At 70.6% G+C, this 12026-nt stretch carries 10 protein-coding genes and 1 riboswitch; of the genes, 5 read left to right on the top strand and 5 right to left on the bottom strand.

Annotated features, from left to right (window positions below):
• Window positions 1–61: 61 nt before the first annotated feature.
• Window positions 62–478 carry a cobalamin B12-binding domain-containing protein gene (locus ACH4RC_RS10550; RefSeq protein WP_398197983.1) on the bottom strand — a complete coding sequence of 139 codons (417 nt, stop codon included), beginning with the start codon at window positions 476–478 and terminating at the stop codon, window positions 62–64.
• Between the two features lie 356 nt (window positions 479–834).
• Here ACH4RC_RS10550 and ACH4RC_RS10545 point away from each other — a divergent pair, with 356 nt between their 5' ends.
• Both ACH4RC_RS10545 and ACH4RC_RS10540 read left to right on the top strand, forming a co-directional pair.
• Entirely contained in the window at window positions 835–1761 is a 927-nt protein-coding gene (locus ACH4RC_RS10545) for a lipase family alpha/beta hydrolase (RefSeq protein WP_398197980.1), read from the top strand.
• A 235-nt stretch (window positions 1762–1996) separates the two neighbouring features.
• The gene (locus tag ACH4RC_RS10540) at window positions 1997–3412 is read left to right on the top strand and encodes a peptidoglycan DD-metalloendopeptidase family protein (protein WP_398197977.1); all 1416 of its coding nucleotides are present in this window, start codon (window positions 1997–1999) and stop codon (window positions 3410–3412) included.
• A gap of 27 nt (window positions 3413–3439) precedes the next feature.
• Here ACH4RC_RS10540 and pcrA read toward each other — a convergent pair whose 3' ends face one another.
• Window positions 3440–5935, bottom strand: a complete 2496-nt coding sequence (gene pcrA, locus ACH4RC_RS10535; RefSeq protein WP_398197976.1) for a DNA helicase PcrA — start codon at window positions 5933–5935, stop codon at window positions 3440–3442.
• Window positions 5936–6121: 186 nt separating this feature from the next.
• Window positions 6122–6308, top strand: a riboswitch (cyclic di-AMP (ydaO/yuaA leader).
• Between the two features lie 7 nt (window positions 6309–6315).
• On the opposite strand from pcrA, the gene ACH4RC_RS10530 reads away from it, so the two are divergent.
• Entirely contained in the window at window positions 6316–7551 is a 1236-nt protein-coding gene (locus tag ACH4RC_RS10530; protein ID WP_398197973.1) for an NlpC/P60 family protein, read from the top strand.
• A 69-nt stretch (window positions 7552–7620) separates the two neighbouring features.
• Here ACH4RC_RS10530 and ACH4RC_RS10525 read toward each other — a convergent pair whose 3' ends face one another.
• Window positions 7621–7974, bottom strand: coding sequence for a hypothetical protein (locus ACH4RC_RS10525; RefSeq protein ID WP_398197972.1), 354 nt, complete (start codon window positions 7972–7974; stop codon window positions 7621–7623).
• A 318-nt stretch (window positions 7975–8292) separates the two neighbouring features.
• On the opposite strand from ACH4RC_RS10525, the gene ACH4RC_RS10520 reads away from it, so the two are divergent.
• Window positions 8293–9339, top strand: a complete 1047-nt coding sequence (locus tag ACH4RC_RS10520) for an NlpC/P60 family protein (protein ID WP_398197970.1) — start codon at window positions 8293–8295, stop codon at window positions 9337–9339.
• Window positions 9340–9356: 17 nt separating this feature from the next.
• Here ACH4RC_RS10520 and ACH4RC_RS10515 read toward each other — a convergent pair whose 3' ends face one another.
• On the bottom strand, window positions 9357–10238 hold the full coding sequence (locus tag ACH4RC_RS10515) for an RNA polymerase sigma-70 factor (RefSeq protein WP_398197967.1): 882 nt from the start codon (window positions 10236–10238) through the stop codon (window positions 9357–9359).
• 214 nt (window positions 10239–10452) lie between these two features.
• On the opposite strand from ACH4RC_RS10515, the gene ACH4RC_RS10510 reads away from it, so the two are divergent.
• Window positions 10453–10938: a carboxymuconolactone decarboxylase family protein gene (locus ACH4RC_RS10510; protein WP_398197965.1), complete on the top strand. Its 486-nt coding sequence runs from the start codon at window positions 10453–10455 to the stop codon at window positions 10936–10938.
• Window positions 10939–11233: 295 nt separating this feature from the next.
• Here the strand turns inward: ACH4RC_RS10510 and ACH4RC_RS10505 are convergent, their stop codons facing one another.
• Window positions 11234–11860, bottom strand: a complete 627-nt coding sequence (locus ACH4RC_RS10505; RefSeq protein ID WP_398197964.1) for a TetR/AcrR family transcriptional regulator — start codon at window positions 11858–11860, stop codon at window positions 11234–11236.
• Window positions 11861–12026: the final 166 nt, after the last annotated feature.

Genomic DNA, 12026 nt, shown 5'->3' with positions numbered 1-12026 from the left:
TCGACCCGACCAGAACCAACTCGACCCGGCACCGACAACGTCGGGCCTTCTCCCGGCGGGGCTACGCCTCGGCGGGCTGCCTGACGTTGGCCCGGACCCAGTCCACGATGGAGGCGGTGGTGGCACCAGGGGTGAAGATCTCGGCGACGCCCTGTTCCTTCAGCGGCGGGATGTCGGCCTCGGGGATGATGCCGCCGCCGAAGACCTGGATGTCGGCGGCGTCGCGCTCCTTGAGCAGTTCGATGACGCGGGCGAAGAGGGTGTTGTGGGCGCCGGAGAGGATGGAGAGACCGATGGCGTCGGCGTCCTCCTGGATGGCGGTGTCCACGATCTGCTCGGGCGTCTGGTGCAGGCCGGTGTAGATGACCTCCATACCGGCGTCGCGCAGCGCCCGCGCGATCACCTTGGCCCCGCGATCGTGGCCGTCGAGCCCCGGCTTCGCGACGACCACGCGGATCGGACCGGCTGCCACACCCATCACTGCCTCCATGAAGTGACTGACCCCCGGACCTTGGTACCCGGGCCGAGGGGTCCGGATACCCATCCGGGACATCCGAAGTGAACGAACGTTATCCACAGCATCCCGCAAGGGGCAGTTTCACGGTGCACGGGGAGGGGGAAATCACACAAAGGGACATGTTCACTGCGCGCCGCAACCGTTCCGGCCGGCACATCGTCTTTTCCGGAACAGGCGCGAGGGGAGCCGTTTCGGGGCCGCCGCGCCATCGCGCCGCCAGCCGTACGACACGCCCGCGGGACTCACTTCACCCGGCTCCCCATCGAGTGCACACGGGGGACAGAGGCGCCCTCCGCGTGCCGACGGGAGGCTGACCTATGCAGGTCACGAGGAGTTCGCCCTTTCGCCCGCTCTGCCGGGTGCTGCCGGTAAGACTGGCCGGGCTTTCGATCGCCCTGCTGAAGGCGACCGCCCTCGAGCTGGCGATCCTCGCGGGCCATCTGCTCTTCTACCCGTCGGGCATCCTCCCGGAACGAAGGTACCCGGGGCCGCCCGCCCACCCGGAGCTCCAGAACCCGGACACCCCGGACGCCCAAGGCACCCCGGACGCCAAAGGCACCCCGGATGCCCAGGACATTACGGACGCCCGAGCGGACGGCACCCCGGTCCTCCTCCTGCACGGCTTCATCGACAACCGCTCCGTCTTCGTCCTGCTGCGCCGCAGCCTGGCCCAGCACGGCAGGCACCAGGTCGAGTCGCTCAACTACTCGCCGCTGACCTGCGACATACGGACGGCGGCGGCGCTGCTGGCCCGGCACGTGGAGGAGCTCTGCGAGCGGACGGGCCAGGAGCGGATCGACGTGGTGGGCCACAGTCTGGGCGGACTGATAGCGCGTTATTACGTGCAGCGGCTGGGCGGCGACGAGCGGATCCGCACCTTGGTCACGCTCGGCACGCCGCACGCCGGCACCAGGGTCGCACCGCTCGCGGACGCACACCCGATCGTGCGGCAGATGCGCCCCGGTTCGTCGGTGATCGAGGAGTTGAAGCGGCCCGCGCCCGGCTGCCGTACGCGCTTCGTGAGCTTCTGGAGCGACCTCGACCAGTTGATGGTGCCGCTGAAGACGGCGTGCGTGGACCACGAGGACCTGCTCGCGCAGAACGTGCGGGTGACGGGGATCGGACACCTGGCCCTCCCGGTCCACCCGGCGGTCGCGACCGGCATCCGCCAGGCGCTCGACGCCGCCCCGACGCGCAAGGGAGGCGCCGCCGCCGACTCGGTCGGCGGCCTGACGGTGGCCTGACGGTGGCCTGAAGGCGATGCGCTGAAGACACCTGTCCGGGCGGGCAAATGCGACGAATCGTCGAACGGGGCTCGAACTCAGAACCAACACTGCGCCCACAGTTCACCGAAAGGCGGCTGATTGCCCGATTACGCGGGGCATGAAACCTGCCGAAGATTGTCGCGCCCTCGTACCGCCGGGTACAGTCGCCGACACTGCTCTGGCAGCCCCTGTTGTCGAGGCGAAAGAGAAGTTGGTGAACGACCGTCATCCGTCGGGGACCGCGCACTACGCGGCGTTCGACGGGCACTCCACGACCAGCTTCGGCACCGACCCCCTCTTCGGTGACTTCCCGGGCGACACCCCGTACAACGCGGCGTCGTACGACACGGGTTCCCACGAATCGGGCTTCTACCACACGGGCCAGTGGCCGACTTCCTCGTACGACACATCGGCGTACGCCCACGGCACAAGCAGTTACGACACAGCCAGTTACGACACAGGCGGTTACGACACAGGCAGCTTCGAAGCGGGCGGCTTCGAGACGGGCAGTTACGACACGACCGCCATCTGGGCGGTGAGCGAGCAGCAGCACACCGGCCAGTGGCAGGCCCAGCCCTACGACACGCAGGTCTACGGCGGGCAGCCCGACGCCACCCAGACCTTCGAGGCGCCGTTCTTCGGGGCGACGGCCTACGACACGGGCGCGTACGACGCCACGGTGTGGAACTCGGCAGAGTCCACCGGCCTCACCGACACTGACACCGACACCGACACCGGCGCACACGCCTACGTGCCGGACCAGTACAGCCCCGCCGAATACCCGGCCGCACATGACGATCAGCACGACGACGAGCCGGACCTGGAGCCCGCACCGGAGCCCGGCCCAGAGCCCGAGCCCGGGCCCACGCCCCGCGCGGCGAACCGTTCAGCCACCCGTTCGAGGCGCCGTACCCCCGCCAAGCGCTCCGCGCTGCTGACGATCGCGGTGCCGTCGGTGTGCGTGGTCGGGGTCGCGGGGATCGCGGCAGCGTCGGTGGGCGGCGGCGGGGACGAAGGGGGCCAGGCGCAGGCGGCGTCGGCGCCCGACGCGAAACCAGTACAACCGGCCGTCGCCAACAACCAGCTGGACACGCAGCTGAAGGATCTCTCCGCGGACGCGGGTGACTTCGCCGACCGGGCGAGCCGCACGCAGGAGCGGATCGACCTGAAGGCGAAGCAGGAGCAGGACCGCAGAAACGCCGCCGAGGAGGCCGCGCGCAAGGAGGCGGCGCGCCCCAAGTTCGCGCTGCCGGTGAAGCGGCAGGGGCTGAGCGCCTACTTCGGCCAGGCCGGTATCAACTGGATGTCCGTGCACACGGGCATCGACTTCCCCGTCTGGTACGGGACGCCGGTGATGGCGGCGACCGACGGGACCGTGCGCACGCAGATCAACTCCGCGTACGGGAACATGGCGATAGTCACCGCGAAGGACGGTACGGAGACGTGGTACTGCCACCTCTCCTCGTACACCGTGACGAACGGGCCGGTGAAGGCCGGTGACGTGATCGCGCACTCGGGCAAGTCCGGCAACTCGACCGGACCGCACCTGCACTTCGAGGTGCGGCCGAACGGCGGCGCCGCGATCGACCCCCTGCCGTGGCTTCGCAGCCACGGCCTGGACCCGACGTAGCAGGACCAGTAACCGGAACAGAGAGCCTTACAACTTCTCGACCGGCGCGTACCGCAGCAGCAGCCGCTTCGGCTTCGGGTCGCCGAAGTCGATCGTCGCCTCCGCGTTCCCTCCCGAGCCGCCGACGCCGACGACCGTGCCGAGGCCGAACTGGTCGTGGGTGACGCGGTCACCGACGGCCAGGGAGACGACCGGCTTCTCGTTGGCGCGGCGCGTGGCGAACGCCGGTGTCGTACGGGAGCGCGACGAGGACAGCGACGCGGCGATGCCGCCCCCGATCCCCTTCGTGGAGGGCGCGGGCGCGGAGCCGCCCTTGCGCTTCCACTCCAGGTGCGTGTCCGGGATCTCCTCCAGGAAGCGGGAGGGCGGGTTGTACGAGGGCTGGCCCCAGGCGCTGCGCATGGAGGAGCGCGTCAGGTACAGCCGCTCCCGCGCGCGCGTGATGCCGACGTAGGCGAGGCGGCGCTCCTCCTCCAGCTCCTTGGTCTGGCCGAGGGAGCGCATGTGCGGGAAGACGCCGTCCTCCATGCCGGTCAGGAAGACGACGGGGAATTCGAGGCCCTTGGCGGTGTGCAGGGTCATCAGGGTGATGACGCCGCTGCCGTCGTCCTCCTCGTCGGGGATCTGGTCGGAGTCGGCGACGAGCGCGACCCGCTCCAGGAAGGCGGAGAGGTCGGCGCCTCCGGTCTCTCCCTCTCCCTCGCCCGTACCCTCGGCGTCCGTGTCCGCCTGCGCGGACTCCTGCTCGAACTCCAGGGCGACGGCCGCGAGTTCCTGGAGGTTCTCGATGCGGGTCTCGTCCTGCGGGTCGGTGGAGGACTGCAGCTCGGCGAGGTACCCGGTGCGTTCGAGGACGGCCTCGAGGACGGTGGCCGGTCCGGCGCCGGACTCCACGATGGTCCGCAGGTCCTCCATGAGGGTGTTGAACCGCTTCACGGCGTTGGTCGAGCGGGCCGCCATGCCGTACGCCTCGTCGACGCGGCGCAGCGCCTGCGGGAAGGAGATCTTCTCGCGCTGGGAGAGGGCGTCGATCATGGCTTCGGCGCGGTCGCCGATGCCGCGCTTCGGCACGTTCAGGATGCGGCGCAGCGGGACGGAGTCCTCGGGGTTGGCCAGGACGCGCAGGTAGGCGAGGACGTCCCGGACCTCCTTGCGCTCGTAGAAGCGGACGCCGCCGACGACCTTGTAGGGCAGGCCGACGCGGATGAAGATCTCTTCGAAGACACGGGACTGCGCGTTGGTGCGGTAGAAGACGGCGACGTCCCCGGCCTTGGCCTCGCCGGCGTCGGTGAGCCGGTCGATCTCCTCGGCGACGAACTGGGCCTCGTCGTGCTCGGTGTCCGCGACGTAGCCGGTGATCTGGGAGCCGGCGCCCGCGTTGGTCCAGAGGTTCTTGGGGCGGCGCGACTCGTTGCGCTCGATCACCGCGTTGGCCGCGCTGAGGATCGTCTGGGTGGAGCGGTAGTTCTGTTCCAGGAGGATCGTCGTCGCGTCCGTGTAGTCCTCCTCGAACTGGAGGATGTTGCGGATGGTGGCGCCGCGGAAGGCGTAGATCGACTGGTCGGCGTCGCCGACGACGCAGAGCTCGGCGGGGTCGGCGTCCTCCCCCTCCGTGGGCCCGACCAGCTCGCGCACCAGCGCGTACTGCGCGTGGTTGGTGTCCTGGTACTCGTCGACCAGGACGTGGCGGAAGCGGCGCCGGTAGTGCTCGGCGACGTCGGGGAACGCGCGCAGCAGGTTGACCGTGGTCATGATCAGGTCGTCGAAGTCGAGGGCGTTCGCCTCGCGCAGCCGCGACTGGTACATCGCGTACGCCTGGGCGACGGACTTCTCGAAACCGTCGGCCGCGGTCTTGGCGAAGTCCTCCTCGTCGATCAGCTCGTTCTTCAGGTTCGAGATCTTGGCGCTGAAGGACTTCGGCGGGAACTTCTTCGGGTCGAGGTCCAGGTCGCGGCAGACCAGGGCCATGAGCCGCTTGCTGTCGGCGGCGTCGTAGATCGAGAACGACGAGGTGAAGCCGAGCTTCTTCGACTCGCGGCGCAGGATGCGCACGCAGGCGCTGTGGAAGGTGGAGACCCACATCGCGTTGGCCCGGGGGCCCACCAGGGACTCGACGCGCTCCTTCATCTCGCCCGCGGCCTTGTTGGTGAAGGTGATCGCGAGGATCTGGCCGGGGTGCACACCGCGCTCGGCGAGGAGGTAGGCGATGCGGTGGGTGAGGACGCGGGTCTTGCCGGAACCGGCGCCCGCGACGATGAGCAGGGGCGAGCCTCCGTGCACGACGGCCGCCCGCTGGTTCTCGTTCAGCCCGTCGAGCAGCGCCGCCGGGTCGAGGGCAGGGCGGGGCGCGCCGCCGCGGTAGTACTCGTCCCTGGCCGGGGGCGCGTCGAACTTCCCGCCGAACAGATCGTCCGGGATCGGCTCGGGCTCCGGTCCTTCGTGCTCGCTGTCGGGCGGCGGCGGGGGCCCATCGGTCCGGTTCTGGAGGCCCGCCAGGAAGCTGTCGTCAAAGAGGCTGCTCATCGCCGTACGAGTCTAGGCGGACCCACTGACACCCCGCCCCCTCCTTCAGGACTCGGCGCCTCACTGTCGCCAAGGTCACGAAAATGTATCGGGCATATCGAACAACGTCCTTCACAGCAGCAACACGAGTTGGCTACGGTGCTGCGCGGGCAGTCCGTCCCCACGACCGCGAGCGCCGCGGCGAGCGGGCAGCCCCCGCCGAGTCCCGTACGCCGTGAGGCAGGGAACCGGGGACCCACCGACCTTGGGGTGAATCGGCCCGAAGGCCCGTCGTCGACGTCAGCGACAACGACAGCGGGCAGCCGGCCGTAGGGCAGCCTTCCGTACGCCCGAACCCGACAGCTAACCCGGTAGGCGGACCACGGAAGGAGTCGCCAGCCTTGGCGTCGCACCGCAAGCCGCGCACGCGCTCCCGGATGACCGGTGGCCTGCGCACCACCCCCGCGGTCGGGATCACGACCGCCGCCCTCACCTCGGTCGCCCTCCTCTCGCAGACCGCGCAGGCAGCGCCCGCGCCGGCGAAGCCGAGCCTCGAAGAGGTGCGGAAGAAGGTCGACAGCCTGTACCGGCAGGCCGAGACCGCCACGCAGAAGTACAACGCCGCCAAGGAGCAGGCCGACAGCAAGAAACGGCAGGTCGACAAACTCCTCGACGACATCGCGAAGCGCACCGACAAGATGAACACGGCCCGCCAGGAGCTGGGCCGGTTCGCCGCCGAGCAGTACCGGACGGGCGGGATGAGCGACACCGCGACGATGTTCCTCGCGGACGATCCCGAGGACTACTTCGCGCAGGACCGGCTGCTGAGCCGTATGACGGCCGACCAGAAGAAGGCCGTCGACGACTACCAGGAGCAGCAGCGGGCGACCGCGAAGAAGCGCACCGAGGCGCAGGAGAACCTGCGACAGCTCACCTCCTCGCAGACCGATCTGCGGACGTCGAAGCAGAGCGTGCAGTCGAAGCTCTCCGACGCGCGCGTGCTGCTCTCGGAGCTGACGGCGGAGGAGAAGCAGCGGCTCGCCGCGATCGAGAAGAAGAAGGAGCAGGCGGCCCGCGAGAAGGCCGCCGAGCTGGCGGCGAAGCAGAAGGCGGAGGAGGAGCGCAAGCGCAAGGCGGCGGAGGAGGCGGCCCAGGAGCAGGCCGACTCGGGCTCCGGGTCCACAGGGTCCACGGGGTCGGGCTCCACCGGGTCCACGGGGTCGGGCTCCACCGGGTCCACGGGGTCGGACACCTCCGGCAGCACCTCGTCCGGCTACGCGGCCAAGGCGGCGAAGGCGCTGGCGTTCGCCAAGTCCCAGGAGGGCAAGCCGTACGTGTGGGGCGCCACGGGCCCTGACTCGTACGACTGCTCGGGGCTCACCCAGGCGGCGTGGAAGGCCGCCGGGATCTCGTTGCCGCGCACCACCTGGGACCAGGTGGAGTCCGGCACGACGGTCGCGCTGTCCGACATCCAACCCGGTGACCTGGTCTTCTTCTACGACGACATCAGCCACGTCGGCCTGTACCTCGGCGACGGCATGATGATCCACGCGCCGAAGCCGGGCGCGTACGTCCGCGAGGAGTCCATCTACTACGACGGCACGTCCTCGATCCACAGCGTGGTGCGGCCCGCCTGACTGCGGCCGGGCCGGGTTCGGGCGGTGCGGCACCGCCCGAACCTGCCGACCCCGGCTCGGGCAGGCGGCTCAGGTCCAGAGCACGGCGATGAAGATGTTGGCGAGGGTGAGCGCGCCGACGGCCGCGAACAGGCCCTTCTCCGCCTTCTCCTCGTCACGCTTCACATAGACGATCCCGAGGATGACGATCAGGATCGCGAGCTTCACGCCGATCTTGATGTTGTTCACGGTGTTGTCGTCGGCCTGGTTGAGGCCGACGAGGGCGACGCCGGTGACCAGCATGGTCAGGGCGCCGTGCAGCATCGCCTTGTTGAAGCGGGCCTCACCCCGGCCCAGCGCCGACATCTGCGTGAGGAAGCCGCCGAGCAGCGAAGCGATGCCGACGATGTGCAGGCCGACGAAGAGATGGATGAGTACGTCCATGGTTCCGGAGCCTAATGGGGTGCCTGTCGCGGCCTGACAGCGGGCGTCGCCTGACAGCGGGCGTCGCCGGACAGCGGGCTGTCACTCTCCGCCACCGCTCGCAACAAAGGGGACAGTTGCGAACAATGCGCGGCCGACCCGTTACGCGGAGGTTTAGCGTCCTTGCTCAGGTGACCGGCTCCCCACCGCCGCCCGGGCCAGGGGCGGCAGCCGGACACCACCGCCGAGAAGAAGTCCGGTGGCGCCCCGCTCCCCCTGTGCGGGTCGCCGCCGGACGTGCGAGAAGGCGGCAGTACGACCGGAAGGACGTAGCACTTCGTGCCGGCAGCGCATCGCAAGCCCCGCCAGCGTGTTCTCAGTGGCAGTACGGTCCGCACCGCGGCCACCCTCGCCCTCGCCTCCGCGGCGACCGTCACCGCCCTCGACGGCGGCGCGGCGCACGCGGAGCCGGACCCCACCCCCGCTCAGGTGAGGACGAAGGTCGACCAGCTCTACCAGGAGGCGGAGGTCGCCACCGAGAAGTACAACGGCGCGAAGGAGACGGCCGGGCAGGCCCGCGAGCAGGTAACCGCGTTGCAGGACAAGGCGTCGCGCAGGACCGAGTCCCTGAACGCGCATCGCGAGCGCCTCGGTTCGGTCGCGGCCGCCCAGTACCGCGCGGGCGGCGTCGACCCGTCCGTCCAGCTCCTCCTCTCCTCCAGCCCCGACCGCTACCTCGACGAGGCGTCGATGGCGGACCGCGTCGGCACGCGGCAGGCGTCCACGATCGCGCACGTCCGCAAGGAGCTGCGGGAGATCGAGCAGCTGCGGACGCAGGCGGACCAGACGCTGACGCAACTCCGTGTCCAGCAGGCCGAGTTGAAGAAGCAGAAGAAGACGGTGACGGGGAAGCTGGCGGAGGCGCGTGCGCTGCTCGACCGGCTGACACCGGCGGACCGGGCGCAGGCCACGGGCGCCTCCGACCGGGCTTCGCGGTCCACGGCCCGAGGTGATGCGAGTACGGCTGCGGCGCCCGACTCCCGGGCCGCGGCGGCGGTCTCGTTCGCGCGGGGCGCGCTCGGCAGCCCGTACGTCTGGGGCGCCACCGGGCCGAACGCGTTCGACTGCTCGGGGCTGACGCAGGCCGCGTACCGCGCGGCGGGCGTGTCCCTGCCGCGCACGACGTACGCGCAGATCGACGCGGGCCGGCGCGTCCCGCGTTCTCAGCTCCGCCCCGGTGACCTGGTGTTCTTCTACTCGGGGATCAGCCATGTCGGCCTCTACATCGGCAACGGCCAGATGATCCACGCCCCGAACCCGAGCGCGCCGGTGCGGATCGCGCCGATCGACCAGATGCCGTTCGCGGGGGCGACGCGGGTGGCGTAGGAGCGGACACGGCCGTTTCAGCGGCTCACGGGGGTCTCCCGGTCCACCCGCGACAGCTTCTCCGGGTTGCGGACGGCGTAGAGCCCGGTGACCAGGCCGTCGTCGATACGGACCGCGAGGGCGGCGACGAGTTCGCCACCGAGGCGGAGCATGAGGCCCGGGGCACCGTTGAGCCGGACCGGCTCGGCCGACACACCCGAGGCGGTGAACCTGCCGAGGACCTCGGTCACGTCCGCGACGCCGACGATCGGCGCGAGGGCGGCCTGTACGACGCCGCCGCCGTCGCCGAGGAAGACGACGTCCGGGGCGAGGATGTCGAGCAGGCCCTGCAGGTCACCGGTGTCGACGGCCCGTTGGAACGCGGCGAGGGCGCCGCGGGTCTCGGCGGGCGACACGCTGCCGCGCGGCCGTCGTGCGGCGACGTGCGCGCGGGCCCGGTGCGCGATCTGCCGGACGGCGGCCGGGCTCTTGTCGACGGCCTCCGCGATCTCGTCGTAGCCGAGGTCGAACACCTCGCGCAGGACGAACACCGCGCGCTCGGTCGGCGCGAGGGTCTCCAGGACGAGCAGCATCGCCATCGAGACGCTGTCGGCCAGTTCGACGTCCTCGGCGACGTCGGGCGCGGTGAGCAGCGGCTCCGGGAGCCAGGGACCCACGTACGACTCCTTGCGGCGGCCCAGCGTACGGAGGCGGGACAGGGCCTGGCGGGTGGTGATCCGGACGAGGTACGCGCGCTGGTTGACCACGGTCGCGAGGTCCACGCCGCTCCAGCGCAGCCAGGTCTCCTGGAGCACGTCCTCGGCGTCTGCGGCGGAGCCGAGCATCTCGTAGGCGACGGTGAAGAGGAGGTTGCGGTGGGCGACGAACGCCTCGGTGGCGGGGTCGGGGGCGGCGGCCATGGGTGCTCCTGTCCTGTTCCACATCGGGTCGGCTCGCACACGGGACACCGGTCGGCGTCCGCCTGTGACACCCGCGCCCGCGACGGCACGGGTGATTCAGGTCACACGGCAGCGACGTCACAGCGACCCGGCCACCGGCATCCCATGCCCGACAGGACGCCGCGCCACGAGGTCGCGGCGCCGCGGAAACCGTACCGAAGGATGAAGTGACGTCATGGAGACCCGGACGCAGCACCACGCGCACAGCCCCCGCCTCGACCTCTTCGGCGACCCGGTCGTCGCCAAGGCCCTGAAGTACTTCGCCTCGGCGAGCCAGGCCCTCATCACCGGCTCCCGCATCCCGAAGACCACCCAGGACCTGGTCCTCCTCCGGGCCAGCCAGATCAACGGCTGCGGCTACTGCACCGCCCTGCACAGCAAGGACCTCGCCGACGCGGGCGAGAGCGCGTCCCGCGTCCACCTGGTCGCCGCCTGGCGCGAGGCCACCGTCTACACCGACGCGGAGCGCGCCGCTCTCGAACTGGCCGAGCAGGGCACGCGCATCGCCGACGCGGCGGGCGGCGTCCCGGACGACGTCTGGGAGCGCGCCGCCAAGCACTACGACGAGTCCCAGCTCGCCGCACTCATCGCTTTCATCAGCCTCATCAACGCGTCCAACCGCATGGGGGTGATGAACCGGATGGCGGGCGGGGCGGCCTGAACGGTGCGTTCCGGCCGGGACCGGGGCGGACCGGGCAGGGGTCAGATGCGCCAGGAGCGCAGGCGGTCGGCGACGTCGTACACCTGTTGATCCGGGTCCGCTCCGCGTTTCACGGTCCGTCGCAAGCCGATCGCCGAAAGTCATCTGTCCGTGTCGAACGCGGAGTTGAGCGGGGGGGGTGGGCGGGCGGGAGAAGGTCCCATCCACCCATTCCTTGCAAACACAACTCGGACCCCGCGGCTCGGAGCACGGGCGGTTCCGCCCCGCACCCGGCCCGCCCTCCCCGGCTACGCCGTCACAGCGTCTTCAGGCCCGCCGCCGTAGCCGCCGCCAGCCGTCGCAGATAACCCTTCGGCAGCCCCGGGTTCCGTACCACCACCGACCGCCAGTAGAGCGGGCCCGAGATCAGGTCGAGGGCGAGGTCCTCGTCGAGGCCGGTGCGTAGTTCGCCGCGGGCGACGGCCGCCTGCACGATGCCGTTGGCCACCCCGTGCTGCCCCTCGCGGAGCGCCTTCTGCAGGGCGTCCGCGATCTCCGGGTTGCGGGCCGCCTCCGCCTGGAGGTCGGGGAGGATCTGGCCGGCGACCGGGTGCTTGAGGGCGCGGGACGTGACCTTGTAGAGGAGCAGCAGGTCCTCGTCGAGCGAGCCCGTGTCCGGCGCGGGCAGGCCCTGGACCGCTATCGCGGAGACCAGGTCGAGGACGAGGTGGAGCTTCGAGCGCCAGCGGCGGTAGACCGCCGTCTTTCCGACGCCCGCGCGGCGCGCGATGCCCTCGATGGACATGCGGGCGTAGCCGACGGCGGCGAGTTCCTCGAAGACGGCGGCCCGGATGGCGTCGGTGACGTCCTCACGGAGGACGGCGGCCCCGGCCGGGGCCCGGCGCCGTGGCGGCGGCCCGGGGGCGTCGGCGTTGGTCGTCATACGGCCAGCATAGTTCCGTGACGACGAAACGGTTGCGTTCCGACGTCCGGACGGCCTACGCTCCCGTTGCGACGATACGGGCCCGTCCCGACGTAAACGGCAGGCGAACAGCTGGTGTCCACGAGCCCGGCAAGCCCGGCAGGCCGACGGGCCGACAGGCACAGCA

The organism is Streptomyces sp. NPDC016845, from assembly GCF_044332585.1.
Taxonomy (GTDB): Bacteria; Actinomycetota; Actinomycetes; order Streptomycetales; family Streptomycetaceae; genus Streptomyces.
This window is presented reverse-complemented; position numbering and strand designations above follow the sequence as displayed.

Excerpts from the sequence above, each read along its gene's own strand:
- ACH4RC_RS10550 (WP_398197983.1), bottom strand. The coding sequence starts at position 478 with ATGGGTGTGGCAGCCGGTCCGATCCGCGTGGTCGTCGCGAAGCCGGGG.
- ACH4RC_RS10545 (WP_398197980.1), top strand. The coding sequence starts at position 835 with ATGCAGGTCACGAGGAGTTCGCCCTTTCGCCCGCTCTGCCGGGTGCTG.
- pcrA (WP_398197976.1), bottom strand. The coding sequence starts at position 5,935 with ATGAGCAGCCTCTTTGACGACAGCTTCCTGGCGGGCCTCCAGAACCGG.
- ACH4RC_RS10525 (WP_398197972.1), bottom strand. The coding sequence starts at position 7,974 with ATGGACGTACTCATCCATCTCTTCGTCGGCCTGCACATCGTCGGCATC.
- ACH4RC_RS10515 (WP_398197967.1), bottom strand. The coding sequence starts at position 10,238 with ATGGCCGCCGCCCCCGACCCCGCCACCGAGGCGTTCGTCGCCCACCGC.
- ACH4RC_RS10510 (WP_398197965.1), top strand. The coding sequence starts at position 10,453 with ATGGAGACCCGGACGCAGCACCACGCGCACAGCCCCCGCCTCGACCTC.
- ACH4RC_RS10505 (WP_398197964.1), bottom strand. The coding sequence starts at position 11,860 with ATGACGACCAACGCCGACGCCCCCGGGCCGCCGCCACGGCGCCGGGCC.